Consider the following 26,822-nt stretch of genomic DNA (forward strand, 5'->3'; position numbering starts at 1 on the left):
TCGGCGGATCATCGGACTGCACCGGCACGGGCGGTTACGCTCCCGCCATGCCGATCACGTACAAGTCCGACGAGCGCACCGACGCGGACCTCGCCCGCCGGGCCGCCGAGGCCGGCGCCGAGGCGGTTCGCGCCCAGTCCTGGGCCACCGCCGAACGGCACCACAAGGGCGGCGGCGACTTCGCCACCGCCGCCGACCTGGCCGCCGAGGGCGCCATCCTCGACCTGCTGCGCGCCGCCCGCCCCGGCGACGCGTTCACCGGCGAGGAGAGCGGCCGCACCGGCGCGGCGGACGCCGACCGGCGTTGGCTGATCGACCCGCTCTGCGGCACGCTCAACTACGCCGTCGGCACCCACCTGGTGGCCGTCAACGTCGCCCTGCGCGCCGACGGCCGGACGGTCGCCGCCGCCACCGCCGACCCGTACACCGGCGAGACCTACTGGACCGACGGCGAGCGGGCCTACGTCCGCCACGACGGCCAGGACACCCCGCTCGTCCCGTCCGCCGAGTCCCACCTGGTCGACCTCAACCTCGACCCGCCGTACCCGAACGCCGCCGAGTTCCGCGCCGCGCACCTGCTCACCGACCCCGACTTCGAAGCCGCGTTCCGCCCCCGGGTGGTCTCCAGCACGCTCGCCGTCGCCTGGGTCGCCGCCGGCCGGCGCGCTGCCTACATCACCGACGGACACCTCGCCGACAGCGTGCACTTCGCCGCCGGCCTCGCGCTGTGCGAAGCGGCTGGCTGCACCGTCACCGACCTGCGCGGCAAGCCCCTGCACAGCGGCGACGGCGGCCTGCTGGTCGCCGCCGACCCGGACACCCACGCCCGCCTGCTCGACCTGATCGACCGCCAGTACCGCCAGGACCACCAGCACCGCTAGGACCACCAGCACCGCCGCGCGACCCCGTAAGCCCGCCACGCGCCCTGCCCGCGCCCCTCCCCGCCCCGGCAGTCTTGGCCGGCGACACACACGCGTACCACCAGCACCGATGCACCGCACCGCGCCGTCACTCCCGCCCGCCGAGCCCGCCCCGGAGGCCCGCATGGTGTTCCACAGCGACTACCCGACCGTCGCCCCGCTCGACCGGCCCATCCACGACGCCGTCCTCGGCGACTGCGCCACCGGCGAGCACGCCGAACTGCCCGCCCTGGTCGACGCGCTGACCGGACGGACCGTCAGCTACCGCGAGCTGGACGCGGGCAGCCGCCGGATCGCCGCCGGGCTGGCCGCCGCAGGCGTCGGCAAGGGCGAGGTGGTGGCGCTGTTCAGCCCGAACACCGTGGCCTACCCGATGGCGTTCTACGGCACCACCCGCACCGGCGCCACCGTCACCCCCGTCAGCTCGCTCGCCACCGCCACCGAACTCGCCGACCAGCTCCGCGACTCCGGGGCCCGCTGGATCATCACCATCGCCGCGTTCCTGCCGGTCGCCCAGGAGGCCGCCGCCACCCACCCCGTCGCCGAGATCTTCGTCTGCGACGGGGCGGACGGCCACCGCTCGCTCGCCGACCTCGCCGCCGCCGACGCCCCCGAACCGGCACCCGAACTCGACCCGGCCAACGACCTCGCCGTGCTCCCGTACTCCAGCGGCACCACCGGCCTGCCCAAGGGCGTGATGCTCACCCACCGCTCGGTCTCCACCAACCTCGCCCAGACCGACGCGCTGCTGCGCACCGCCCCCGGCGAACGCATCCTCGCCGTCCTGCCGTTCTTCCACATCTACGGCCTCACCGCGCTGCTCAACCGCCCCCTGCGAGCCCGCTCCACCATCGTCGTGCTGCCCCGCTTCGACCTGGAGCAGTTCCTGACCGCCATCCAGGACCACCGCATCGAAGGGGTGTACGTGGCCCCGCCGATCGCCCTCGCACTGGCCAAGCACCCGCTGGTGGACCGCTTCGACCTGTCCTCCGTCCGCTACGTGCTCAGCGCCGCCGCCCCGCTGGACGCCGAACTCGCCGCCGCCTGCGCCCGTCGCCTCGGCCTGCCGCACCTGCTCCAGGGCTACGGCATGACCGAACTCTCCCCGGTGACCCACGTCGTCCCGCCGCACGACCCCAACCCGCCGGCCGGCACCGTCGGCCGCCTCGTCCCCGGCACCGAACTGCGGGTGCTGTCCTGCGACGAGCCGCGCCGCGACCTCGGCCCCGGCGAGGACGGCGAACTGCTGTTCCGCGGCCCGCAGGTGATGAAGGGCTACTTCGGCCGGGACTCCGACACCGCCGCCACCGTCGACGCCGACGGCTGGCTGCACACCGGCGACGTCGGCCACGTCGACAGCGGCGGCTACCTGTACGTGGTCGACCGCGTGAAGGAGCTCATCAAGTACAAGGGCTACCAGGTCGCCCCCGCCGAACTGGAGGCCCTGCTGCTCACCCACCCCGCGATCGCCGACGCCGCGGTGATCGGCGTCACCGACGCCGAGGGCACCGAACGTCCCAAGGCGTACGTGGTGCCCGCGTTCGGCTGCGAACTCGCCGAGCAGGAGGTCATCGAGTACGTGGCCCGCCGGGTCGCCCCGTACAAGAAGGTGCGCGAGGTGGAGTTCCTGGACGCCGTCCCGAAGTCCGCCAGCGGCAAGATCCTCCGCCGCGAACTGCGGGACCGTGCCGCAGGCAAGTGACGATCTGCCAGGATCGGGACGCGCACACCCGCCCAGCCGAGCAGGAGCCGCCGATGACGACCAGCACCCCCGCCGCGCGCGCCCCCCAGCAGGACCGCAGCCGCGCCACCCGCCGCCGGCTGCTGGAGGCGGCGGTGGAGTGCCTGGCCGAGGTCGGCTGGAACGGCTCCACCGTCGCGGCGGTCGCCGAGCGGGCCGGCGTCACCCGCGGCGCCGCCCAGCACCACTTCCGCACCCGCGAGGACCTGTTCACCGCCGCCGTCGAACACGTCGCCGCCGAGCGGCTGGCCGCCGTCCTGTCGCACGTCCAGGAGCTGCCGCCGCCCGGGCCGGCGCGCACCGAGGCGGTGGTGGAGATGATCGTCCGGCTCTACACCGGCCCGCTGTTCCGGGCCGCCCTGCACCTATGGGTGGCCGCCGCCACCGAACAGCCGCTGCGCGAACGGATCCTCAGCCTGGAGAACCACGTCGGCCGCGAGGCGCACCGGGCCGCCGTCGAATGCCTGGGCGCCGACGAGAGCGCCACCGGCGTCCGGGAGACCGTCCAGGCGACGCTGGACCTCGCCCGCGGCCTCGGCCTGGCGAACCTGCTCACCGACGACGGCCCGCGCCGGGCCGGCATCGTCCGCCAGTGGTCCCGCCTGCTGGACGCCGCACTCGCCGGCTGAGCGCCCCGTCATGCCCCTGACCGGCGGCGACCACCGGCAGATCACCGTCTGCCCCTTGCCCCGAAAGGCCAGGATCGAGGAGACTCTCACCTTCGGTCACGTCGCCCGCACGATCACCAGTCGCAGGCGTGCGGCAGGCCATGCAGTCTGGTGGAAGCCGGAACTACCGGCAGAACCGGGGAAGGTACCGGGCAGGTGGCCAACTGAGCACGCACGGATTCGAACAGACGCCTGGCCGGGACGCGGCGGGCGACGCTTCCGCGCGCCTGGCCGGGCACCGCCTGGTCCCACTGGCCACCGCGCTGGTCCAGGACGACGGCCGCATCCTGCACTGGAGCGAGGAGGCCGAGGCCCTCACCGGCTGGTCCGCCCACGAGGCCCTCGGCGCGCACCCCGCCCGGCTGCTGCTCGCCGACGACGGGATCGACACCGGCGAGAAGGTGTTCCGCAAACTGCTGGCCGGCCACGGCTGGACCGGCACCCACTCGGTCCGCCGCCGGGACGGCTCCACCGTCGAGCTGGAGTTCCACACCTACCCGATCGCCGGCCCCGACGGCCGCACCCTGCTGCTGGCCACCGCCTCCGACGTGCACGCCCTGCACGAGGTGGAGTCCGACCTGGCGGTCTTCGACGGTTTCTTCAACCAGTCGCCGATCGGCCTCGCCGTCTACGACACCGACCTGCGCTTCGTCCGCCTCAACGAGGCACTCGCCCGGATCAACGGCCTCACCATCGAGCAGCACCTCGGCCGGCGGATCACCACCGTGCTGCCCGGCATCAACGCCGCCGAGGTCGAAGCCGTGATGCGGCAGGTGCTGGCCACCGGAAAGCCCGTCATAGACGCCCGCTCGCACGGCCGCGTCCCCGCCGACCCGCGCCACGACCGGGCCTGGTCGGCGTCCTACTTCCGGCTGGAGGACTCCACCGGCCGGGTGCTCGGCGTGTCCTCCTCGATCATCGACGTCACCGAGCGCTTCCGGGCCGAGGCCCGCGCCGCCCGCGCCCAGGAACGCCTCGCGCTGATCGCCTCCGCCAGCGCCCGCATCGGCACCACCCTCGACCTGAAGCGCACCGCCGAAGAACTGGTCGAGGCGGTCATCCCGCGATTCGCCGACTTCGCCACCGTCGACCTGCTCGAACCGGTGGTGCGCGGCGAGGAACCCGCCCCGATCCAGCCCGGCAAGGCCGTCCAGGTCCGCGCGCTGGCCGTCGGCGAGGCCTACGGCACCAGCCTGACGGGTGCCGCCGACCAGGTCGGCGGCACCACCGAGTACGGCGCCGAGCGCACCTACACCCAGTGCATGCGCAGCGGCCGCCCGCTGTTCAAACCGCACGTCGACGAAGAGGTGCTGCGCGGCATCGTGCCCAGCGAGGACCGGGTCGCCCCCGGCATGGCCGCCGGCATCCACTCCTACCTGCTGGTGCCGCTGATCGCCCGCGGCATGGTGCTCGGCGGCGCCGAGTTCATCCGCACCCGCAACCCCGAACCGTTCAGCGCCGCCGACGTCTCGCTCGCCGAGGAACTCGTCGCCCGCACCGCCCTCGCCATCGACAACGCCCGCCTCTACCGGCGCGAACGCGAAACCGCCCTCACCCTGCAACGCAGCCTGCTGCCGCAGGAGATCCACCGCACCCTCGGCCTGGAGATCGCCCACCGCTACCTGCCCTCCAGCGTGGTCAGCGAGGTCGGCGGCGACTGGTTCGACGTGGTCCCGCTGTCCTGCGGACGGGTCGCCCTGGTGGTCGGCGACGTGATGGGCCACGGCATCCGGGCCGCCGCCACCATGGGCCAGCTGCGCACCGTCGCCCGCACCCTGGCCACCCTCGACCTGTCGCCCGAACAGGTCCTCGGCCGGCTCGACGAGACCGCCTCCGCGATCGGCGACGGCCAGTTCGCCACCTGCGTGTGCGCCGTCTACGACCCCGTCGACCGCAGCGTGGTGATCGCCTCCGCCGGCCACCTCCCGCCGGTACGGGTCGACCCCGACGGCAGCGCCCACGTGATGCACCTGCCGCCCGGCGTCCCGCTCGGCATCGGCGGCGGCGCGTTCGAATCCACCGAGTTCACCCTGCCGCCCGGATCGACCTTCGCGCTCTACACCGACGGCCTGGTCGAACGCCGCGGCCGCGACATCGACGAGGGCATCGACCTGCTCGCCCGCACCCTCGCCGCCCCCGGCCGCACCCTGGAGGAGAGCTGCGACGCGGCCCTCGCCGCGCTGGTCACCGACGGCACCGAGGACGACATCGCGATGATCATGGCCCGGGCGCTGCCCGTGCCCGCCGACAAGATCGCCACCCTGATCCTCCCCACCGAGGGCCCGCTGCCCGCCCGCGCCCGCCGATTCACCCGCGCCACCCTGGACAGCTGGGGCCTGTCCACCCTCACCGACTACGCCGAACTCGTGGTCAGCGAACTCGTCACCAACGCCCTGCTGCACGCCGCCGCCCCCCGCCGGCTGCGCCTGTTCCGCGACCGCACCCTCACCCTGGAGGTCTCCGACGCCGGCGGCCAGCCGCCCCGGCTGCGCAGCTCCGCCGAGGAGGACGAGGGCGGCCGCGGCATCCACCTGGTCAGCGAACTCGCCCACCGCTGGGGCACCCGCCCCACCAAGAACGGCAAGGTGGTCTGGGCGGAGATCGAACTGCCCTACCGCCCCGGCTGACATCCGCCGCGCAGACACGCCGGGACAACACCCGCCTGGCGGCCACGACTCGCCCGCACGGCGGGGCTGACGGACAGTCGGAGAAATCCCTCCGTCCGGAAGGCCCCGCCGTGCAGCTCCGCCTCCCCACCGCCCTCACCGCCCTGGCCCTGGGCCTGGCCCTGGTGCCCGTCGCCCTCGCGCCCGCCGCCCTCGCAGACCAGGACCCCGACGCCGACGCCGCGACCGTCATCGGGATCACCGGGGTCAGCATCGACCCGAAGATCCCCAGCCGGGTCCGCGTCGAACTCACCTACACCTGCGCCCCCTCCGACGGCCCGCGCTCCCTCAACACCTCCGTCGAACAGACCGACCCCGAGGACCCCGCCAGCATCGCCTTCGGCTCCACCCGCACCTCACCCACCCAGGTGTTGTGCGACGGCACCGAACACATCCAGACCGTGGTCGTGCAGTCCAAGACCAGCAACTGGCTGACCGGCGTCGACGCCGTCGTCATCACCACCCTCACCGACCTCGGCGCCGAGCCGGCCGCCTTCGCCGACGCCCAGCAGCTGCTCCTCGACCTGCCGTCCGACGCCTGACCTGCCGCCCGACGCCCGACCCGGCGTCCGCCGACCGGTCGTCCACCCCGGCGCGCCGCCCGCCCGCCACCGTCCGCGCCGCCCAGACTGGACGCCGCCCGGACCGGGCGCCGGACGGAAGGACACACGTATGGCCCAGCCCACGACAGTCGGCGGCGCGACCACCGGAGTACGCCGCTGGCGGGCCCTCGCGGTGTGCCTGACCGCCGGATTCATGACCCTGCTCGACGTGTCGATCGTCAACGTCGCGCTGCCGTCCGTACGCACCGGCCTGCACATGTCGGAAGCCGGACTCCAGTGGGTGCTCTCCGGCTACTCGCTGGCGTTCGGCCTGGTCCTGGTCCCCGCCGGACGGCTCGGCGACGCGATCGGCCGCCGCCCGGTCTTCCTCACCGGACTCGCGGCGTTCACCGCCACCAGCGCGCTGGCCGGCGCCGCCCAGAACGAGGACTGGCTGGTCGTCGCCCGCCTGCTGCAAGGCATGTCCGGCGGACTGCTGGTACCGCAGGTCTCCGGCTTCATCCAGCAGCTGTTCCGCGGCGGCGAACGCGCCCGCGCGTTCGGCCTGCTCGGCACCACCATCGGCTTCTCCACCGCCGTCGGCCCGATGCTCGGCGGCCTGCTGATCGCCGCGTTCGGCACCGAGGAGGGCTGGCGCTGGGTGTTCTACGTCAACCTCCCGATCGGCTTGGCCCTCCTCCCGTTCGCCGGCCGCCTGCTGCCCGCCCCCACCCCCGACACCTGCGCCCGCCGCGACTTCGACCCCGTCGGCGTGCTGCTGCTCGGCACCGGTACCGTCCTGCTGCTGCTCCCGCTGGTCCAGGCCCAGTGGCACGACCCCCGCAAGTGGCTGCTGCTGGCTGCCTCGGTGCTGGTGCTCGCCGCGTTCGCCGGATGGGAACACCGGTACGCCCGCAGCCGCGAACCACTGGTCCACCCCGCGCTCTTCCGCACCCGCTCGTTCACCTCCGGCTCGCTGGTGTCACTGCTGTACTTCGCCGGATTCACCGCCGTGTTCTTCGTGTTCACGCTCTACCTGCAGGCCGGCCGCGGCTACAGCGCGCTCTACGCGGGCCTCGCCATCACCCCGTTCGCCCTGGCCTCCGCGGTCGCCTCCACCATCGGCGGCCGGATCGTGGTCCGCTACGGCCGACGGCTGATCGCCGTCGGCCTGGCCACCGTCGCCGTCGGCCTGGCGTTCGCCGCACTCGCCGTCCACCTCTTCAACGGCCCGTTCGTCGGCTGGGCCACCGCCCTGCCACTGCTGGTGGCCGGCCTCGGCAGCGGACTGGTGGTCTCCCCGAACCAGGCCCTCACCCTCAACGAGGTACCCGTCGCCCGGGCCGGCAGCGCCGGCGGCGTCCTGCAGACCGCCCAGCGGATCGGCTCCGCGGCCGGCATCGCCACCGTCGGCGCGACGTTTTTCGGGCACCTGCACATGCCGGCCGACTACCCCGGCGCGTTCCAGCTCAGCCTCGCCGTGGTGATCGCGTTCGTCCTGCTGGCGCTCATTGCTGCGCTGCGCCCATAAGGGGTGCGAAATGCAGGCGGGCGCGAAAACAGGGGCGCGGGGAACTGCGCGAAGCGGAAGGCACCCGTCAGCAAGATCGCGACGCACGACAATGACTTGCACTTGATCGCGACCTTGCGGACGGGCTTTGCGCTTGTCGCGCGCCAATTTCGCTTACCGTCGCGGACCCGCCGCAGCGTAGAGCGTGGTGCCAACCACCAGCAGCGCCGACGCCGTCACGGTGGCCGCCGTGGTCCCGGCCGGCTGGATCAGCCACATGCCCACCCGGCCCTGGACGCCGCCCAGTGGCGGAACCAGCATCGTGAACGCCAGCCAGCCGGTCGGCAGCGCCCACGCGTACGTGGTGCCCCAGCAGGCCGCGCCGAGTGCGGCCAGGCCCGCCAGGCCCGCACTGTCGCGGACCACCACCGAGACGGAGGCCAGCTCCGGTCCGACGGCCTGCACGGCCAGCACGGCCGCGCCGGCGGCGGCGCCGATCAGCAGGACGTGCGCGGCCCGGCGTGGCGCCCAGCGGATCGCGGCGGTGCGGTCGAGCACCGCGTCCTGCCCGCCGAGGCCGACGACGGCGGCCAGCACGTTGGCGGTCAGCACGAGCGCGGTGGTGCCCCGGTCCTCCGCGCCCGCCGGGGCGGTGTCCACCAGCGCCCACACGCTCAGCGCCACGGCCGCGACGACGGCCGCCGAGAGCGGCACCTGACGTGAACGGGCGTACAGCACCAGCCAGTTCATCGGGCCTCCGATCCGGCCAGGACGTTCAGGCGGCGGTCCGTCGAGCAGGACAGCGCGTCGTCGTGCAGCGCGGCGATCCGGGCGCGCTGTTCGGCCGGGGGAGCGGCGGCGAACGCGGTCCAGGCGGCCCGGGCGTTCTCCCAGGCCTGCTGGTCGTACGAGCTGTCGCCCGGGGTCTCCACCGGCACCAGCGCGCTCTCGCCGAGCGCCCAGCTCGCGGCGACGCTCTGCGCGGCGGCGTCGTCGACCAGTCCGCCCTCCCGGTCGGTGCGGGCGTAGCAGGTCGGGACGAGGCCCTGCGCGACCAGGGCGCGGGTGAGGTCCCGGCCGCTCGCGTGGCCGAACTCCCGCTCGTCGAAGTCGACGAGGATCGTCCCGGCGTCGATCCGTCGCAGGTCGCCGAGGGCGCGCGGCTCGGCGTCCTCGCGGATCGCCCGCGGCGCCCCGTCGCCCAGTACGTCGTGCAGGATCCGCAGCGCCTCGGCGCCGCGCTCCGACAGCTCCGGCAGCCGGTGCCGGTCGGCCGTCGTCACGCACACCGGACCGTCGCAGACGGGCCGGGCCGCCGCCGCGTCCACCACGTACGTGTGACGGGCGTCGCCGGGCAGCACCGCCAGCGCCAGCGCCGCGCCCACCAGCACCGGGGTGAGGGCCAGCAGCCGGTTCCGGCGGGTCGCGGCGACCAGCAGGGCGAGACCGGTCGCGGCCAGGCCCAGCAGCCACAGCGTCTGGCCGAGGTGGACGGAGCCGGACAGGGTGAGCAGCGCCTCACGCGGATCGACCGTCACCGGGGAGAACAGGGCGAGCCGGTTCGGCGCGACGGTGGCGCCGGGCACCGCGCCGTCGCCGGTGAACCGCAGCGTGCCCACCGTCACCAGCGAGAGCACCACCAGCGCGGGCGGGGTCAGCACCGACGGCACGGTCTTCGCCACGCCCATGCCGAACACCGCTCCCGCCGCCAGGGCGAGCGCCGCCACCAGCGAGATCGGCACCCAGCCCAGCGTCCGGTACCCGGAGTCGCCGAGCGCCACCTGCACCGCGCCCGCCGTCACCACCACGCCGTACCCGGCCACCAGGACCCCGGCCATCGCCCCGGCGGGCAGCGCGGCGCGCCGCCAGGCCGGCTTCGGCACCGTGCCGAACAGCTCCGCCGTTCCCGAGCGGGCGTCGCGCAGGCCGTACAGCGCGCCGACGCCCACCGTCAGCGGCCACCAGAAACCCAGCAGCCAGCGCGTCCACATCGCCATCGGCGTCCACTGCGCCGTCCAGCCGGCCGTGCCGCGCCACCAGATGCCGTCGATCAGGAACAGGACCGCCAGCGAGCCGCCGAGCACCAGCAGCCCGGCCCACGGGGCGGCCGAGCGACGCAGCTCGGTCCGCAGCACACGTACGTTCACCAGATACCCCCGGGCTGCTCGGTGCGGCGGAGCAGCGCCGAGTAGCCGCGCTCCAGCGGGCTGTCGCCCGGGTGTTCGGGACCGCCGGCGGCGGCCAGGTCGTCCGGGGTGCCCTGGAAGACCAGGCGGCCGTCCGCGAACAGCACCACGTCGGAGCAGGCGGCGGCGACGTCCTCGACCAGATGGGTCGAGACCACCACGCAGGTGTCCCGGCCGAGTTCCTGCAGCAGCTCGCGGAACCGCAGCCGCTGCGCCGGGTCCAGCCCGGCGGTCGGCTCGTCCAGCAGCAGCAGGTCGGGGTCGTTCACGATGGCCTGCGCGATGCCGGCCCGCCGCACCATGCCGCCGGACAGCGTTTTCATCCGGTGATCGGCGCGGTCCGCGAGGCCGACCCGCTCCACCGCCCGCTGGACGGCGCCCGGGATCTCGGCCTTCGGGACCTCCTTCAGCCAGGCCATGTACTCGACGAACTCCCGCACGGTGAATCGCCGGTAGTACCCGAAGTCCTGCGGCAGGTACCCGATCCGGCGGCGCAGCGCCCGAAGGTCGGCGTGGCCGGCGGCGGTGCCGAGCAGTTCCAGCTCGCCACCGGCGGGGCGCAGCACGGTGGCCAGCGCCCGGATCAGGGTGGTCTTACCGGCCCCGTTCGGGCCGAGCAGGCCGTGGGCGCCGGTGCCCAGGGCGAGGTCGAGGCCATTGACGGCCATTTTCTTGCGTCCGGCCCGGACGAGCAGGCCCTCGGCCCGGATCTCCCAGGCATGGGTTTTGGGCGCGACGGAGGCCGCGCTGACGGCGCGTGGCATGGAGGTGGTTCCTTCCGGAAAAGGGGTGGGTCAGGTGCGGCGCTGGTGGCCCAGACGGCGCGTGGCAGGGAGTGGTTCAGGTACGGGGTGCGGAGTAGGCGCGCCGACGGGCGAGCACCGTGGCGGCGCCGAGGACGAGCAGCAGCGCCCAGCCGGGCAGCTGCTCGGGCCGTAGCACGAACGGCAGGCGGCCGGTGGCCCAGACGGGTGCCGCGACGGCCGCGGCCCAGACGGCGACCAGCGCGGCGGCGGCCCGGCCGACGCCGACGACGCTGCCGAGAGCGAGCGCGGTGCTGGTGAAGGCCAGCGAGGGCAGCAGCCACTGCGCGGCCGTCATCGCCCCGGTCAGCCCGCCCGAGGCCAGCAGTACCGGCAGCACCACGGCCAGTGCGGCGACGGTGCGCCGCAGCAGCAGCGGGAGGCCGGAACGCGGGGTGGCGGCGGTCAGTTCGTGCGCCGGGTCGAGGACGGGCGCCCAGGCGGCGGCGGCCGCGCACAGCGGCAGCACGGGCGCCACCAGCAGCAGCGGCGACACCTGGCCGAACATGTCCGGCGGCCCCGCGGAGTCCAGCGTCAGTGCCAGCAGTGCCACCGCGACGGCGGTCAGCAGCCAGGGCGAAGCGGCCGGCGCGGCCCAGGCCGGCAGCCACCGGGTCCGGCGCCGCACGGGCACCGGGCGGGCCGCGTCCAGCTGCGGCCGCAGCGCGGCGTGCACGGAGCCGACGAGCGCCGCGACGCCGGGCGCCGCGTCGGGCACGGCCGCCGCCAGCAGCCCCCGGCAGGGCGCGCAGCCCTCCAGGTGCGCCTCCAGGGCCCAGACGGTGTCCGCGGGCAGCCCGTCGCCACCTCGCGCATACGCGTCGATCAGCCCCGCCGATGCGTGGTCCGCGCTCATGCCAGTTCCTTCCGCATCGCGATCCGGGCCCGGCGGGCACGGGTCTTGACCGTGCCTTCGGGCAGTCTGAGCAGGACGGCCGCCTCCCGCACGGAGAGCCCGTCGAGGACGGTGGCCTGCAGCACCGCGCGCAGCTCGGGGGCCAGGCGCCGCAGCGCGTCCCCCACGTCGCCGCCGACCGACGCGGCCAGCGCCTCGTCCTCGGCGGCCGGCGCGATGGCCGTCCCGGCCGCGGCGGCCGGCGGTTCGGCGTGGTGCGCGCGGCGGCGGAAGGCGTCGACCAGGCGGCGGGCCGCGATGGTCCACAACCAGCCGACGGCGCTCCCGCCCACCGCGCTGCCGGCGAAAGCGCCCGCCGCGCGCCACACCGCGAGATAGGTCTCCTGCATCACCTCGGCGACGATCTGCTCGTCCGCACAGCGACGGCGCAACCGCACCGCCAGCCACGGCGCGGTGCGCCGGTACAGCTCGTCGAACGCCGCCCGGTCGCTCCTGGCGACCAGCCGGAGCAGACGTTCCTCGTCCAGCTCGTCCAGTGCTCTCCTGCGTGCTCTCACACCTGCCAGACGCGAGCACCCGCGGCCGGGTTCTCGATGTGGCGTGATCCGTGTCACACGTTGGCAGCAGGGCGTGGCAGGGGGCGGGACAACCTCGACCGGCCCCGGACCGGCCTCCACGGCGGCCCGACGGCCACCCGGACCGACCACCCGGCCCCGGCCCGCAACGGGCACACCCAGCCGGAAACGGGTCCCAGGTTTGGGCGGCGGCTGGGCAAGGCACAGCGGCCCGGGCCGGGAACGCGGGCGCAAGTGAAGCCGGTCAGCCCCGGCGTCAGATCAGCTCGACCAAGAGACGGGCGCCGAGCTCGGCGAATCCGAGCCCGTGCGCGACCTTCCTCGCCGCCGCGCTCCGTGTCCGCCACTGCGGGAGCATGCCTTGCGCCACCCGGTCGGCCACTCGAGACAGACGGCCGCAGCAACGACCTGGCCATCTACTCGGAGGTCACGCACCAGCCCGTTCGACCGGCCATCGTCGGACATTTCGGTTCCGGTTCCCGCTCCTCGCCCAAGGCGTCCGCCGCCCTCCCGGCCCGCACGGCACCGGTCATGAACTGTCGCCCGTGACACAGGAAGTGACGATGCGACAGATGTGACTCAGCCCGGTCCTCGCACCGCGAACTTCCCCAAAGGGAAGCCGGTCGCTCGTAAGGGAATGGGTAGATAACCTTCATGGAGATTCTGATCTGGGCCGGCATCATCTGGGCTGCCGTCACGGTCATCAGCTGGCTCTCGAACCAGGACGACGCTAACAGGCGATCGCGGTACAACGGCGGCGGCGGAGACAGCGGCGGCGGGGACAGCGGCAGCGGCGGAGGTGGCTGCGGAGGCGGCGGCGGTTGTGGCGGGGGAGGTGGAGGTGGCTGCGGAGGGGGTTGCGGCGGCGGAGGCTAAGTGCCCAGCCGTACCGACGTCTCGTCGGGACCGGAGCGGTCGGCACGAACCTGCTGCCGAGGTAGTTCTTTGGCCATCCAGGACGGAGAAGCGGCGTGCTTTCAGGACGGTTCTCACGACGGCTCGACCGTGTGCAGTCGGCGGTCGACGCGCTTGAACTTCCCCCTGCCGTCTACAGGACCTGTCCCTTCCGGCCGCGGGAGCTGGTCGAGACCGGGCTGCGACAGTGGCTACGGTGCTGCGGAGCGGCCCTGCTGGACGAGCAGATCATCGGCATGCCCTCGTTCGCTGTGGACGAGGCGTGGCACGGGTTGATTCTGTGCACCGCGCGCTACGCGGCCTTCTGTCAGGCAGGCTACGGGCAGTTCCTGCATCACCATCCCCAGGGCGGTGAGCTCCCCGGGGATGCGAGACGCGCGGGATCGATGCGGGAACAGCTGCACCGGACGGCCGTGGCATGGTCGTTCGTTGCCCGGCCGGACGAGGAGTGCGTCCTCTGGGACCTCGACGTGCGAGTGGGCGTGCCCGAGCCGTGGAGCACGGGCCGGCCCGCTCCCGTTCCCGGCGATTCGGCGCCACGTTGAATCCCCGGCGTAGCTCACAGCAGGTGAACCGGCCTGCCGACTGGAGCGTGACCGCCGAGGTGCCGCTCGAGTCGGCGGTGACGGTACGACCGCTCGCGGGGCAGCGCAGCCGGCGGCACCGGCCGGACCCGTTCAATGTCGGCCAGTACCACCGAAGTGAGCTGCTCCTGGTGATCGCCGGCGGTTTCGCGATGTCCGCCAGGACATCCCCGCCGTCCGGGCGCCGCGGGGTGAGGGTGAAGGTCGGACAGGTGGTGTGCCACGGGCGAACACCTGCCCCACGTTCGTGTGTGTGACCGACGATGTTCGGGCAAGTCCCCCTGGAGGCCGATCACTTTGAGTCACTGGCAATGTCGGATGTGTGACACGCCGGGGCTGCCGGGCACGCTGGGAGCCAGTCAGTTCGCAGGCACACAGCCAGGAGTGAGACGTGCTCAGCAAAGTCCGAACCGCCAGGATCACCGCCGCCGTTGTCGCCACCGCCCTCGCCGTGAGCCTGGGTGTCGTGGCAGCGCCGTCCGCCTCGGCGGCCGACAACTGCTGGCCCGGTGAGAGCAACCGGTGGTACTGCTACAACGTGCCCGGCTCTCCGGTCTACGGCACGGTCGGCAACAACCACCTCTACCCGGACCCCTCCACCGTCGTCGGCTACATGAACTCCAACCCCAGCTGGTTCTACTGCAAGGAGGACGGCCAGGCCTGGGTCGGCGGGCCGCACCCGAACCGCTGGCTGATGACCGTTGCCGACAACGGTCAACTCGGGTTCATGAAGGACACCGACATCACCAGCGAAACCGATCCCGTTCGGGACTGCTGACCACGAGGCGGCGCCGCACCAGTAGCCCGGGCAGGCAAGCGGCGGGTACCTTGACCAGCCGTCGGCGCCTGCCCCGATGGACCCGGGCTGGAGCGGGGCGGAGAACTGCGCGAAGCGGAAGGCACCCGTCAGCAAGATCGCGATGCGGAACAGTGACCTGCACTCGATCGCGACCTTGCGGACGGGCTTTGCGCTTGTCGCGCAGTTCCGCCCCCTCGGCTTCGCCTGGGGGTACCCCAGCGCCCCTGATTTCGCGCCCTGTCAGGCCAGGCCGGCCACCCCCCGCACGCCGACCAGCAGTGCCGCGGCCGGGTCGCCCACGGCTCCGGTCGCGCGCCAGCCGACGAACCCGTCCGGACGGACGAGCGCGGCGCCGCCCGGGTGCAGCCCGTACGCCTCGGGCCAGGTGGTGGGGGAGACCGGGCCGGTGGGGCGGGCGCCGGAGGGGAGGTCGGCGGGGGGCTCGGGACGCAGGTCGCCGCCCTCGCCGATCAGGAGGCAGCGCACCGGGACTCCGGTCTGCTCGGCCACCTTGCGGGCGGCCTCCGGCCATGCCGTGCCGCCCTCGGCGGGGGCCAGCAGGAGCGGTCCGCCGCCGAACAGGTCGAGGGTGGACAGGCGCTTGCCGGCGGCGTCGCGCAGCCATACGTGCGGGGCGCGGGTGCCGGGTTCGCCGGTGGCGGCGAATCGCTCGGGGACGACGCCCGCCGTGGCGTCCGCGCCGACCAGCGCGCCTTCCGGGTAGCGGTAGCCGAGCGCCACGGCCAGGACGTTGGTGCGCGGCCCGCCGGCGGGGGCGGCGTCGAATCCGGGGTGCTGGTGCTCGACGGAGCGGGCCGCGGCCCGGGCCGCGGTCTGTACGGCGACCGGGCGGCGTTCGCTCTCGTAGGAGTCGAGGAGTCGGGGCCCGCCCCAGCCGGCCAGTACGGCGGCGAGCTTCCAGGCCAGGTTGTGGGCGTCCTGGATGCCGGTGTTGGAGCCGAACGCGCCGGTCGGCGGCATCTCGTGGGCGGCGTCCCCGACCAGGAACACCCGTCCGGCGCCGTACCGGTCGGCGACCCGTTCGGCGGCGTGCCACGGGGCCCGGCCGGTGATTTCCACCTCGAGGTCGGGGACCCCGGCGGCGGCCCGGATGTGCGCGATGCAGCGGGCGTCGGTGAAGTCCTCGACGGCCTCGCCGCGTTCGGGGTGCCACGGCAGGTGGAACACCCACTTCTCGCGGTTGTCGACCGGCAGCAGCGCGCCCGCGCCCGCGGGGTCGGTCAGGTAGCAGGCGATGAACAGCCGGTCGCCCACCACGTCCGCCAGCCGCTTGGCCCGGAAGGTGACGCTGACGTTGTGGAACAGGTCGCCGCGCCCGGACTGTCCGATGCCGAGGCGTTCCCGGACGGGGCTGCGCGGCCCGTCCGCGGCGATCAGATAGTCGGCCCGCACCTCGCGTTCCTCGCCGGTGGCCCGGTCCAGCAGCCGCCCCGTCACCCCGTCGGCGTCCTGCTCGAAGGAGACCAGTTCGGTGTTGAACCGCACGTCGCCGCGTTCGGCGGCGTGCCGCTGAAGGACCGGCTCCAGGTCGTTCTGGCTGCACAGGCACCACGAGGACGGGCTGAATCTGGCCAGGCCCCCGCCCGGGTCGATCTCCCGGAACAGCCACTCCTGCTCGCCGCCGGACAGCGTCTCGGCCTGCAGGATGCCGTGGTTGTCGGCCAGCACCGACGCGGCCGCCCGGATGTCGTCCTCCACCCCGGCGGTGCGGAACAGCTCCATGGTCCGCAGGTTGTTGCCGCGCCCGCGCGGATGCCGGGACGTCTCCGCGTGCCGTTCCACCAGCAGGTGCGGCACGCCGAGCCGGCCGAGGAAGAGGGACGCCGACAGCCCCACCAGGGAACCGCCCGCGACCAGGACCGGCACCCGGTCCGCCATCTGTGTGTTCATCAGACCTGCTCCATCCGTGCGGGGCGCTGGATGCGCCAGACCCCGCAACCATCCCCCGCCGCCGACGGCCACGCAGGGTGCTTCGCCCGGATGGCCGCGAACTCTCGCGCCACCCCCGCACCCCCGTGACGATCGAGTGCGAACCACGACCCGCCCGCCGACCCGACGACCGGCCGGCCGAGCACCCATGTGAACAAACGACAGGATCCCGCTGCCATGACCCTGCTCTCCACAACCGAGGAGACCGCCACCACCACCGGCCGGCCCGCCACGGGCCGGCTTCGCGTCGTCCTGATGCTCGACGTCCACGACGGCGCCCAGGACCACTTCCTGAACGTCTACGAACTGCTCCGCCATCAGGTGGCCGCCGTCCCCGGCCACATCAGCGACCAGCTCTGCCAGTCCATCGACGACCCGTCCCGCTGGCTGATCACCAGCGAATGGGAGAGCGCCCCGCCGTTCCTCGCCTGGGTCGACAGCCCCGCCCACCGCGACATGGTCAAGCCGCTGCACGGCTGCGTCCGCGACACCCGCTCACTGCGCTACACCGTGCTGCGCGAAACCCAGGGCACGCACACCATCGACAGCCTCGCCGCCCCGCTGGGCCCCGGCGAACACCACCCGGGCGTGCCCGCCGCACCCCGGCCCGGGCCCGACGGCGTGGTCCGGCACGCCCTCAGCTTCACCGTCCGGCCCGGCGCCGAGGCCAAGGCCGCCGAACTGCTGTCCGGCTACCGCTCCCCGCAGGCCCGGGTCGACGACACCACCCGGCTGCTGCGCACCTCGCTGTTCATGCGCGGCAACCGGGTCGTGCGCTGCGTCGAAGTCGCCGGCGACCTGGTCGCCGCGCTGCGGCACGTCGCCCAGCAGCCCGAGGTGCGGGCCGTCGAACAGGCCATCAACCCGTACCTGGAGGAGCACCGCGACCTGGACGACCCGATGGCCGCCCGCGACTTCTTCCAGCGCGCCGCCATTCCCGCCGTCCACCACCACGCCGCGCTCAAGTCCGGCCCGGTGCAGCGGCACGCCTACCTGTACCCGGTCCGCCCCGGCTGCGGCGCGGCGCTCGCCGAACTGCTGGCCGGCGAGGACGAGCACGCCGCCGCCGACCCCGGCTCGCCGCTGGTCCGCGCCACCGTCCACCGCCGCGACGACCTGGTGGTCCGGCTGGTCGACCTGCTCACCGACCCCGCGAGCGACCCCGCCACCGCCCTCGGCGTGGCCGGCCCGCGCGCCGCCGCGGTGCTCGGCAAGCTCGCCGACATCCCCACCGAACACCCCGTGCCCAGCGCCGACGGCCTGCGCCACCTGCTCGCCGAATGCACCATGACCCCGGTCACCGACCGCCGCTCCGCCGACGCCTGACCACCCGTCCCGCACATCCCACGCCCGGAAGGAAGTCCACCGTGACCACCGAGATGCCACCTGTCGTCCACGTCGACGACGCGCCCCCGAACCGCAAGCGCGGCGGCGACCTGCGGGCCATGCTCACCCCGACGGCGTGCGGCGCCACCAGCGGATTCATGGGGGTGGCGATCGTCGAACCGGGGGAGCGGATCGGCGAGCACTACCACCCCTACTCCGAGGAGTTCGTGTTCGTGATGTCCGGCGAACTCGAGGTCGACCTCGACGGCAAGACCCAGCCGCTGCGCCCCGACCAGGGCCTGATGATCCCGATCGGCATGAAGCACCGGTTCCGCAACGTCGGCACCGGCCAGGCCCGGATGGTCTTCCACCTCGGGCCGCTCGCGCCGCGCCCCGAACTCGGCCACGTCGACACCGAGGAGCAGCGCACCTCCGAAGCAGGGCCGCCGGAACCGGCAGGAGCGGCCTCGTGAACCGCCGGGTCGCGGTGACCGGGATCGGCGTGGTCGCACCCGGCGGCATCGGCGTCCAGCAGTTCTGGAAGCTGCTCACCGACGGCCGCACCGCCACCCGCGGCATCACCCTGTTCGACCCCGACGGCTTCCGCTCCCGGATCGCCGCCGAGTGCGACTTCGACCCCGCCGCGCACGGCCTGACCGCCGACCAGATCGCCCGCAACGACCGCTACGTGCAGTTCGCGCTGGTCGCCACCGCCGAAGCGATCGCCGACGCCGGACTCGAACCCGACCGCGAGGACCCCTGGCGGATCGGCGTCTCGCTCGGCACCGCGGTCGGCGGCACCACCCGGCTCGAAGCCGACTACGTGCTGGTCAGCGGCCGCGGCGAGCACTGGGACGTCGACCACCGGCCCGCCAAGCCGCACCTGGAACGGGCCTTCACCCCGGCCACGCTGGCCTCCGCGGTCGCCGAACGGATCGGCGCGCACGGCCCCGTGCAGACCGTCTCCACCGGCTGCACCTCCGGCCTCGACGCCGTCGGCTACGCCGCCCTCGCCATCGAGGAGGGCCGCGCCGACGTCATCGTCGCCGGGGCCTGCGACTCACCGATCTCACCGATCACCGTCGCCTGCTTCGACGCCATCAAGGCCACCTCGGCCCGCAACGACGACCCCGAACACGCCTCCCGCCCCTTCGACAAGAGCCGCGACGGCTTCGTGCTCGGCGAGGGCGGCGCCGTCCTCGTGCTGGAGGAATGGGAGCACGCCAAGCGGCGCGGCGCCCGGATCTACGCCGAACTCGGCGGCTTCGCCACCTTCGGCAACGCCTACCACATGACCGGACTCACCCAGGAAGGCGTGGAGATGTCCGAAGCCATCGACCGCGCCCTCGCCCACGCCCGGCTGCCCGGCGACGCCATCAACTACGTCAACGCGCACGGCTCCGGCACCAAGCAGAACGACCGGCACGAGACCGCCGCCGTCAAACGCTCCCTCGGCGCGCACGCCAGGTGCACCCCGATGAGCTCCATCAAGTCGATGGTCGGGCACTCGCTCGGCGCGATCGGCGCCATCGAACTGGTCGCCTGCACCCTCGCCCTGCACCACGGCGTGGTCCCGCCGACCGCCAACTACACCGAACGCGACCCCGAGTGCGATCTCGACTACGTCCCCCGCACCGCCCGCGAACTGCCGCTGCGCCACGTGCTGTCGGTGGGCAGCGGCTTCGGCGGCTTCCAGTCCGCGGTGGTGCTGAGCAGAGCGGAGGCGGCATGAGCCGAACTCGTAATGCGGTGATCACCGGCGTCGGCGTGGTCTCCCCGCAGGGCATCGGCGCCGACGACTACTGGAAGGCGCTCAGCCAGGGCCGCTCCGCGCTCACCCGGATCGACCGCGAAGGCTGCGAGAACCTTCCGCTGCGGATCGCCGGCCTGGTGCGCGGCTTCGACGCCGAGGAGTACGTCGAGCCGCGCTACCTGGTGCAGACCGACCGGTTCACCCACTTCGCGATGGCCGCCGCCGAACTCGCCATGGCCGACGCCGACCTGACGTCCCACCCCGACGACCCGTTCCAGGTCGCCGTGGTCACGGCGGCGGGATCCGGCGGCGGCGAGTTCGGCCAGCGCGAACTCCAGCACCTGTGGGCCGAAGGACCCCACCACGTCGGCCCCTACCAGTCCATCGCCTGGTTCTACGCCGCCTCCACCGGCCAGATCTCCATCCGCGGCGGCTTCAAGGGCCCGTGCGGCGTGGTCGCCTCCGACGAGGCGGGCGGCCTCGACGCCCTCGCGCACGCCGCCCGCGCCGTCGGCCGCGGCACCGACACCGTGCTGGCCGGCGCCGCCGAGGCACCCATCGCCCCCTACTCGATGGTCTGCCAACTCGGCTACCCCGGGCTGTCCACCACCGACGACCCCGACCGCGCCTACCGGCCGTTCGGCTCCGACGCGGCCGGCTTCGTCCCCGCCGAGGGCGGCGCCATGTTCGTGGTCGAGGACGCCGACACCGCCCTGCGGCGCGGCGCCCGCACCCGGGCCCGGATCGCCGGACACACCGCCACCTTCACCGGCGCCGCCCGCTGGGCCGAGAGCCGCGAAGGACTCGCCCACGCCATCCGCGGCGCCCTCGCCGAGGCGCACTGCGCACCCGACGAGATCGACGTGGTCTTCGCCGACGCCCTCGGCGTCCCCGAGGCCGACCGCGCCGAAGCCCTCGCCCTGACCGACGCACTCGGCGAACACGCCGAACGCGTCCCCGTCACCGCCCCCAAGGCCGGCTTCGGCCGCGCCCACTGCGGCGCCCCCGCCCTCGACGTGGCCGCCGCCGTGCTCGCCCTCGAACAGGGCCTGATCCCGCCCACCCCGCACACCGAGGACTGCCCGTACGGCCTCGACCTGGTCATCGGCCACCCGCGGCCCGCCGAACTGCGCACCGCCCTGGTGCTCAGCCGCGGCCAGATGGGCTCCAACACCGCCCTGGTACTGCGCCGGGCCTGACCCCACCCCACCGCTAGGAGCAACAGATGGCATCCGAGATCACCTACGAGGAACTCGCCACCCTGATCAAGGCCCGGGCCGGCGTCCAGGTCACCGTCGACGAACTGGCCGACCCGGGCTGCATGTTCCTCGACCTCGGCGTCGACTCGCTGGGGGTGCTCGGCGTCCTCGCCGACCTGGAGAACCGCTACGGCGTCTCCATCGACTCCTCCGAACTGCTCGGACGCCCCGTCGCCGAGTTCCTGCAGACCGTCAACTCCACTGTGAAAGCTGGTGCCTGAGATGCCCGGACACACCGACAACACCATCCTCATCGACGCCCCCGTCGACCTGGTCTGGGACATGACCAACGACCTGGAGAACTGGCCGCAGCTGTTCAGCGAGTACGCCTCCGTCGAAGTCCTCGACCGGCAGGGCCAGCTGGTGAAGTTCCGGCTCACCATGCACCCCGACGACAACGGCCAGGTGTGGAGCTGGGTCTCCGAACGCGAGACCGACCGCGACGCGCTCGCCGTCCGGGCCCGCCGCGTCGAACCCGGCCCGTTCGAATTCATGGAGATCCGCTGGGAGTACGAGGACCTCCCGCAGGGCACCCGGATGCGCTGGATCCAGGACTTCGCGATGAAGCCCACCGCCCCCGTCGACGACCTCCAGATGACCGACATCATCAACCAGAACTCCAAGGTCCAGATGGAACTGATCCGCGCCAAGGTCGAACACCGCGCCGGCGGGGCCCGATGACCGGCACCCACCGCGCCCTGATCGTCGCCAGGATGAAGCCAGGCACCGCCGACCACATCGCCGGTGTCTTCGCCGACTCCGACCGCGGCCCGCTGCCCGGGCTGATCGGCGTCCACGGCCGCAGCCTGTTCCAGTACGGCGACATCTACCTCCACCTGATCGAGTCCGAACGCCCCCCCGGACCCGAGGTCGCCAAGTACACCGACCACCCCGAATTCCGCGACATCAGCGAACGGCTCGCCGTCTACGTCGACGCCTACGACCCGTCGACCTGGCGCAGCCCCAAGGACGCCATGGCCCACGAGTTCTACCGCTGGGACCGCTGACCACCCGCCGTTGCACAGGGAAGGGAGAGCCGCCGTGGCCGAACAGAGCGAACCGGCGGACTGGGTGCGCTGCGAAGGCTGCGCCGGCCTGGTCTACGGCAGACGCTACGCACGCACCCTGCAGGTGTGCCCCGACTGCGGGCACCACGGACGGCTCACCGCCCCGCAGCGGCTCGCCCAACTCCTCGACCCGGGCACCGCCGAACCCCTCGGACCGGTGCCCGCCCTGCACGACCCGCTGGGCTTCGTCGACAGCCGCTCCTACCAGGACCGCCTCGACGAGGCCCGCGCCCACACCGGCCTGCACGAGGCCGTGCTGTGCGCCGCCGGACAGATCGAGGGCCAGCCCTGCATCGCCGCCGTCATGGACTTCCGCTTCCTCGGCGGCAGCCTCGGCTGCGCCGTCGGCGCCCTCATCACCCACGCCGCCACCGTCGCGCTGGAGCGCCGCGCCCCACTCGTCCTGGTCACCGCCAGCGGCGGTGCCCGGATGCAGGAAGGCGTGCTGTCACTGATGCAGATGGCCAAGACCGCGCAGGCCATGGCCGAACTCGACGAAGCCGGCATCCTCACCGTCTCGGTGATCACCGACCCCACCTACGGCGGCGTCGCCGCCTCCTTCGCCACCCTCGCCGACGTCATCATCGCGGAACCCGGCGCCCGGATGGGCTTCGCCGGACCCCGCGTCATCGAACAGACCACCGGCGAGAAACTCCCCGCCGGCTTCCAGACCGCCGAATTCCTGCTCGCCCACGGCATGGTCGACGACGTCGTGCCCCGGATCGGCCTGCGCCCCGTCCTCGGCCGGCTGCTCGGCCTGCGGCCCCCCGCCGAACCCCGGCCCCCCGGCGACCCCGCCGCCATCCTGCGCGCCGCCGACGAACTCGCCGACCGCGACCCCTGGCAGAACGTCCGCCTCGCCCGGCACCCCGAACGGCCCAGCACCCTCGACTACATCCGCCGCCTGGTCGACGACTTCCAGGAACTGCACGGCGACCGGCTCACCGAGGACTGCCCCGCCATCGTCGCCGGCACCGGACGCCTGGCCGGCACCCCCGTCGTCCTGATCGGCCACCACAAGGGCGGCACCGACCTCGGCGAACGCAAACGCCGCCGATTCGGCATGGCCCAGCCCTCCGGCTACCGCAAGGCCAACCGGCTGATGCGGCTCGCCGCCAAACTCGGCCTGCCCGTGGTCACCATGATCGACACCCCCGGCGCCAACCCCGGACCCGAGGCCGAATCCGGCGGACAGGCCGCCGCCATCGCCGAGAACCTGCGCCTGATGGCCCGCCTGCCCGTCCCCATCGTCGCCGTGCTGATCGGCGAGGGCGGCAGCGGCGGCGCCCTCGCACTCGCCGTCGCCGACCGCGTCCTGGTCAGCGCCAACGGCATCTACTCGGTGATCAGCCCCGAAGGCTGCGCCGCCATCCTGTGGAAGGACCCGCAGGCCGCACCCACCGCCGCCGCCTCGCTGCGCATGCACCCCGGCGACCTGCTCAGCCTCGGCGTCGTCGACGGCATCGTCCCCGAACCGCCCGAAGGAGCCCACCAGGACCACGCCGCCGCGGCCGACCTGCTCGAAGCCGCCGTCACCGAGGCCCTGCGCGAACTGATCCCCTGGGACCCGGACCGGCTGCGCGCCGCCCGCCGGGCCCGCTTCCACCGCTACGGCGCCGACACCGCCGCGGCAGATTGGAGCCAGCCATGACCGTCGAGGTGAAAAACCAGCCGTCCCATGGACGGATCACCCTCACCGGTGACGGATCCGGCGGCCCCGACCAGGTCGCGGACCTCGCCGAACTGTGCCGCAGCGTCGCCGAACTCGCCCGCACCCGTGCCCAGCCGCCCCGCCGGATCCGGCTCGAACACCTCGGCACCGCCGTCGAGATCGAATGGGACGAGTCCGGTGCGCCGGACCGGACCAGCCCCGAGGTGGAACCCGAGGCGGAACCCGAAGCAGCCGGCCACCACGTGTGCGCCCCGATGATCGGCACCTTCTACCACGCGCCCGAACCGGGCGCGCCGCCGTTCGTCGCCGTCGGCGACACCGTCACCGCGGGCCAGCCCATCGGCATCCTCGAAGTGATGAAGATGATGAGCCCCGTCGAGGCCGACCTCGCCGGCCGGGTGGTGGAGATCCTGGTCGCCGACGGCACCGCGGTGGAGTTCCAGCAGCGCCTGATCGCCGTCGAACCCGCGTAAGGGGCCCGCATGTTCACCACCGTGCTGATTGCCAACCGCGGCGAGATCGCCCTGCGGATTGCCCGCACCTGCCGGGAGATGGGGATCCGCACCGTCGCCCTGTACTCCACCGCCGACCGCGACTCGGCGGTGGTCCGCTTCGCCGACCGGGCCGTCCACCTCGGACCCGCCGCCGCCAGAGCCAGCTACCTGCACATCCCGTCCATCGTCGAAGCCGCCCGGCTCACCGGCGCCCAGGCCGTCCACCCCGGCTACGGATTCCTCTCCGAGGACCCCGACTTCGCCGAGATCTGCGAAGCCAACGGCCTCACCTTCATCGGCCCGCCCCCGCACGTGATCGAACAGCTCGGCGACAAATCCGCCGCCCGCCGGCTGATGGCCGAAGCCGGACTGCCCGTCCTGCCCGGCTCCACCGGCGCCGTCCGCAGCCCCGCCGAAGCCCGCGAGATCGCCGCCCGCACCGGCTACCCCGTCATCCTCAAAGCCGTCGCCGGCGGCGGCGGACGCGGCATGGCCGTGGTCCGCGACCCCGCCGACATGCCCACCGCCTTCCAGGAGACCCGCGCCCACGCCCGCGCCGTCTTCGGCGACGACCGGCTCTACCTCGAGCACTACGTCGACGGCGCCCGGCACATCGAGGTCCAGGTGCTCTGCGACCGCCACGGCAACGCCGTCCACCTCGCCGAACGCGACTGCTCCGTGCAGCGACGCCACCAGAAACTCATCGAGGAATCACCCGCACCCAACCTGTCCGACCCGCTGCGCCACGAGATCTGCGCCGCCGCCGTCCGCGGCGCCCTCGCCGTCGGCTACGTCGGCGCCGCCACCTTCGAATTCGTGCTCGCCACCGACGGAGCGTTCTACCTGATGGAGGTCAACTGCCGCCTCCAGGTCGAACACCCCGTCACCGAGATGGTCACCGGCATCGACCTGGTCCGCGAACAGCTCACCATCGCCGCCGGCGAACCCCTGACGCTCCGCCAGGACGCCGTCCGCCCGCGCGGCGCCGCCGTCGAGGCCCGGGTCAACGCCGAGGACCCCGAACGCGGCTTCCTGCCCACCCCCGGACTGCTCACCGAATTCGTCCCGCCCGGCGGCCCGTTCGTCCGGGTCGACACCCACGCCTACCCCGGCTGGCCGATCGGCCCCGACTACGACTCGCTGCTCGCCAAGACCATCGCCTGGGCACCCGACCGCGAACAGGCCATCGCCCGTCTCGACCGCGCCCTCGCCGAGTTCCGCATCGACGGCCCCGGCGTGCGCACCACCACCGACTACCTGCGCCGCACCCTCGCCGACCCGCGCTTCCGGGCCGGCCGGCACACCACCGCGCTGGTCGCCGAAATGGCCGCGGAGGTGTCGTAGCCCTTCTTCTCGCGATGGAAAAGCCGTCCGGACCGACGTGGTCCGGACGGCTTTCGGCTCTCCCGCTACGGCACCGTGCAGGTGAAGGCGTGCAGGTACGGGTTGACCGGGGCGACGGCCTTCAGCAGCAGGCCGGACTCCTCGATCAGCGCGGTCAGACTGCCCAGGGTGTGCTTGGCGCCGCCGACATTGAGCAGCAGCAGCAGGTCCATCGCGGTGGTGAAACGCATCGACGGGGAATCGTCGACCAGGTTCTCCACGATCACCACCCGGGCACCCGGGCGGGCCACCTGACGCAGATTGCGCAGAGTGCGGCGGGTCGACTCGTCGTCCCACTCCAGGATGTTCTTCACCAGATACAGATCGGCCTGCACCGGGATCGCCACCCGGCAGTCGCCCGGCACCAGCCGCGCCCGGTCGGCCAGCGCGCCACCGGGCAACAGCCGCGGATCGGCGTGCTCGACCACCTTCGGCAGATCCAGCAGCGTGCCGTGCAGGCCCGGCTGGCGCTCCATCAGGGCCGCCAGCGCCTGGCCCTGACCGCCACCGATGTCGGCGGCCGTGGCGACGCCCGTCAGATCCAGGAAGTCGGCCAGATCCTGCGCGGACTGGCGGCTGGACTGCGTCATCGCCCGGTTGAACAGCGCCGCGGACTCCGGCGCGTCGTCGTGCAGGTACTGGAAGAACTCCTTGCCGAACGCGTCGGCGAACACGCTGCGCCCGGTGCGCACCGCGTCGTCCAGCCGGGACCAGGACTGCCAGGTCCACGGCTCGGTGCACCACAGCGCGATGTCGCGCAGGCTGCCCGGCTCGTCGGAGCGCAGCAGACGCGACAGCGGGGTGTGGCAGAAGCGGCCGTCACCGGCGGCGGCGAACACCTCGTAGCTGGCCAGGGCCCGCAGCAGGCGCTCCAGCGGGCCGGCCTCGACGCCCAGCCGCACCGCCAACTCCTCGGCGGTGGCGGGCTGTTCATCGAGCGCGTCGGCCAGCTTCAGACTGGCGGCGGCGCGCACCGCACCGGCGCAGGCGGCGCCGAAGACCAGCTCGCGGAGCAGCATCGCGGGCGGCACACCGGTGCGGGCAGCCGGGGCGGTGACGGGTTCGGAGGGGGTGGTGGTCACCGGAGCGGTCGCCGCGGGGGAGGAGGACGGCGGGACCGGTCGGGTCGGGGCGGAGGTCATGGGCGCGGCGG

General features: G+C 73.6%; 25 protein-coding genes. 18 read left to right on the forward strand and 7 right to left on the reverse strand.

All coding sequences use genetic code 11. The features are described from left to right. Positions 1 to 47: 47 nt before the first annotated feature. The 6 genes from ACFYS8_RS16040 (at position 48) to ACFYS8_RS16065 (ending at position 8,068) form a co-directional block, all read left to right on the forward strand. Positions 48 to 881, forward strand: coding sequence for an inositol monophosphatase family protein (locus ACFYS8_RS16040; protein WP_387641267.1), 834 nt, complete (start codon positions 48 to 50; stop codon positions 879 to 881). A gap of 163 nt (positions 882 to 1,044) precedes the next feature. Further along, a complete protein-coding gene (locus tag ACFYS8_RS16045) occupies positions 1,045 to 2,622 on the forward strand; it encodes an AMP-binding protein (RefSeq protein WP_387642157.1) in 1,578 nt (525 codons plus the stop codon). A 53-nt stretch (positions 2,623 to 2,675) separates the two neighbouring features. After that, on the forward strand, positions 2,676 to 3,290 hold the full coding sequence (locus tag ACFYS8_RS16050) for a TetR/AcrR family transcriptional regulator (protein ID WP_387641269.1): 615 nt from the start codon (positions 2,676 to 2,678) through the stop codon (positions 3,288 to 3,290). Positions 3,291 to 3,430: 140 nt separating this feature from the next. Further along, the gene (locus tag ACFYS8_RS16055) at positions 3,431 to 5,956 is read left to right on the forward strand and encodes a SpoIIE family protein phosphatase (RefSeq protein WP_387641272.1); all 2,526 of its coding nucleotides are present in this window, start codon (positions 3,431 to 3,433) and stop codon (positions 5,954 to 5,956) included. A gap of 110 nt (positions 5,957 to 6,066) precedes the next feature. Next, positions 6,067 to 6,537, forward strand: coding sequence for a hypothetical protein (locus ACFYS8_RS16060; RefSeq protein WP_387641275.1), 471 nt, complete (start codon positions 6,067 to 6,069; stop codon positions 6,535 to 6,537). A gap of 130 nt (positions 6,538 to 6,667) precedes the next feature. Next, a complete protein-coding gene (locus tag ACFYS8_RS16065) occupies positions 6,668 to 8,068 on the forward strand; it encodes an MFS transporter (protein ID WP_387641277.1) in 1,401 nt (466 codons plus the stop codon). Between the two features lie 153 nt (positions 8,069 to 8,221). Here ACFYS8_RS16065 and ACFYS8_RS16070 read toward each other — a convergent pair whose 3' ends face one another. From ACFYS8_RS16070 to ACFYS8_RS16090, 5 genes are all read right to left on the reverse strand, one after another. Beyond that, the gene (locus tag ACFYS8_RS16070; protein WP_387641280.1) at positions 8,222 to 8,797 is read right to left on the reverse strand and encodes a hypothetical protein; all 576 of its coding nucleotides are present in this window, start codon (positions 8,795 to 8,797) and stop codon (positions 8,222 to 8,224) included. Next, positions 8,794 to 10,194 (reverse strand): hypothetical protein, encoded by a 1,401-nt coding sequence (locus ACFYS8_RS16075; RefSeq protein WP_387641282.1) that lies wholly within the window; start codon positions 10,192 to 10,194, stop codon positions 8,794 to 8,796. Before ACFYS8_RS16075 ends, ACFYS8_RS16070 begins: the two co-directional genes overlap by 4 nt. Continuing rightward, entirely contained in the window at positions 10,191 to 10,997 is an 807-nt protein-coding gene (locus ACFYS8_RS16080) for an ABC transporter ATP-binding protein (RefSeq protein WP_387641284.1), read from the reverse strand. The genes ACFYS8_RS16075 and ACFYS8_RS16080 overlap by 4 nt, the downstream gene beginning before the upstream one ends. A 76-nt stretch (positions 10,998 to 11,073) precedes the next feature. Continuing rightward, positions 11,074 to 11,892, reverse strand: coding sequence for a zf-HC2 domain-containing protein (locus ACFYS8_RS16085; protein ID WP_387641286.1), 819 nt, complete (start codon positions 11,890 to 11,892; stop codon positions 11,074 to 11,076). Further along, positions 11,889 to 12,449 (reverse strand): RNA polymerase sigma factor, encoded by a 561-nt coding sequence (locus tag ACFYS8_RS16090; protein WP_387641289.1) that lies wholly within the window; start codon positions 12,447 to 12,449, stop codon positions 11,889 to 11,891. The genes ACFYS8_RS16085 and ACFYS8_RS16090 overlap by 4 nt, the downstream gene beginning before the upstream one ends. 989 nt (positions 12,450 to 13,438) lie before the next feature. Between ACFYS8_RS16090 and ACFYS8_RS16095 the strand changes: the two genes are divergently transcribed. Continuing rightward, on the forward strand, positions 13,439 to 13,927 hold the full coding sequence (locus ACFYS8_RS16095) for a hypothetical protein (protein ID WP_387641292.1): 489 nt from the start codon (positions 13,439 to 13,441) through the stop codon (positions 13,925 to 13,927). 430 nt (positions 13,928 to 14,357) lie between these two features. Beyond that, positions 14,358 to 14,744, forward strand: coding sequence for a hypothetical protein (locus ACFYS8_RS16100; RefSeq protein ID WP_387641295.1), 387 nt, complete (start codon positions 14,358 to 14,360; stop codon positions 14,742 to 14,744). 261 nt (positions 14,745 to 15,005) lie between these two features. Here ACFYS8_RS16100 and ACFYS8_RS16105 read toward each other — a convergent pair whose 3' ends face one another. After that, positions 15,006 to 16,676: an FAD-dependent oxidoreductase gene (locus ACFYS8_RS16105; RefSeq protein WP_387641298.1), complete on the reverse strand. Its 1,671-nt coding sequence runs from the start codon at positions 16,674 to 16,676 to the stop codon at positions 15,006 to 15,008. 216 nt (positions 16,677 to 16,892) lie between these two features. On the opposite strand from ACFYS8_RS16105, the gene ACFYS8_RS16110 reads away from it, so the two are divergent. The 10 genes from ACFYS8_RS16110 to ACFYS8_RS16155 are packed head-to-tail and all read left to right on the forward strand — an operon-like array spanning position 16,893 to position 25,630. Next, the gene (locus ACFYS8_RS16110) at positions 16,893 to 18,041 is read left to right on the forward strand and encodes a SchA/CurD-like domain-containing protein (protein WP_387641301.1); all 1,149 of its coding nucleotides are present in this window, start codon (positions 16,893 to 16,895) and stop codon (positions 18,039 to 18,041) included. 41 nt (positions 18,042 to 18,082) lie between these two features. Further along, positions 18,083 to 18,514 carry a cupin domain-containing protein gene (locus ACFYS8_RS16115; RefSeq protein ID WP_387641304.1) on the forward strand — a complete coding sequence of 144 codons (432 nt, stop codon included), beginning with the start codon at positions 18,083 to 18,085 and terminating at the stop codon, positions 18,512 to 18,514. After that, a complete protein-coding gene (locus ACFYS8_RS16120; protein WP_387641307.1) occupies positions 18,511 to 19,773 on the forward strand; it encodes a beta-ketoacyl-[acyl-carrier-protein] synthase family protein in 1,263 nt (420 codons plus the stop codon). The genes ACFYS8_RS16115 and ACFYS8_RS16120 overlap by 4 nt, the downstream gene beginning before the upstream one ends. Next, positions 19,770 to 20,993: a beta-ketoacyl synthase N-terminal-like domain-containing protein gene (locus ACFYS8_RS16125; RefSeq protein WP_387641310.1), complete on the forward strand. Its 1,224-nt coding sequence runs from the start codon at positions 19,770 to 19,772 to the stop codon at positions 20,991 to 20,993. Before ACFYS8_RS16120 ends, ACFYS8_RS16125 begins: the two co-directional genes overlap by 4 nt. Positions 20,994 to 21,019: 26 nt before the next feature. Continuing rightward, on the forward strand, positions 21,020 to 21,274 hold the full coding sequence (locus tag ACFYS8_RS16130) for an acyl carrier protein (protein ID WP_387641313.1): 255 nt from the start codon (positions 21,020 to 21,022) through the stop codon (positions 21,272 to 21,274). Position 21,275: 1 nt separating this feature from the next. Further along, entirely contained in the window at positions 21,276 to 21,734 is a 459-nt protein-coding gene (locus tag ACFYS8_RS16135; protein WP_387641316.1) for an SRPBCC family protein, read from the forward strand. After that, positions 21,731 to 22,060: a TcmI family type II polyketide cyclase gene (locus ACFYS8_RS16140; RefSeq protein ID WP_387641319.1), complete on the forward strand. Its 330-nt coding sequence runs from the start codon at positions 21,731 to 21,733 to the stop codon at positions 22,058 to 22,060. The genes ACFYS8_RS16135 and ACFYS8_RS16140 overlap by 4 nt, the downstream gene beginning before the upstream one ends. Before the next feature lie 34 nt (positions 22,061 to 22,094). Then, entirely contained in the window at positions 22,095 to 23,771 is a 1,677-nt protein-coding gene (gene accA / locus ACFYS8_RS16145; protein ID WP_387641322.1) for an acetyl-CoA carboxylase carboxyl transferase subunit alpha, read from the forward strand. Further along, positions 23,768 to 24,265 (forward strand): acetyl-CoA carboxylase biotin carboxyl carrier protein, encoded by a 498-nt coding sequence (locus ACFYS8_RS16150; RefSeq protein WP_387641325.1) that lies wholly within the window; start codon positions 23,768 to 23,770, stop codon positions 24,263 to 24,265. The genes accA and ACFYS8_RS16150 overlap by 4 nt, the downstream gene beginning before the upstream one ends. Positions 24,266 to 24,274: 9 nt before the next feature. Continuing rightward, positions 24,275 to 25,630: an acetyl/propionyl/methylcrotonyl-CoA carboxylase subunit alpha gene (locus ACFYS8_RS16155; protein ID WP_387641328.1), complete on the forward strand. Its 1,356-nt coding sequence runs from the start codon at positions 24,275 to 24,277 to the stop codon at positions 25,628 to 25,630. 65 nt (positions 25,631 to 25,695) lie between these two features. Here ACFYS8_RS16155 and ACFYS8_RS16160 read toward each other — a convergent pair whose 3' ends face one another. After that, a complete protein-coding gene (locus ACFYS8_RS16160; RefSeq protein WP_387641331.1) occupies positions 25,696 to 26,811 on the reverse strand; it encodes a methyltransferase in 1,116 nt (371 codons plus the stop codon). Between the last annotated feature and the right edge of the window lie 11 nt (positions 26,812 to 26,822).

The organism is Kitasatospora sp. NPDC004615, assembly GCF_042873545.1.
Lineage (GTDB): Bacteria > Actinomycetota > Actinomycetes > Streptomycetales > Streptomycetaceae > Kitasatospora.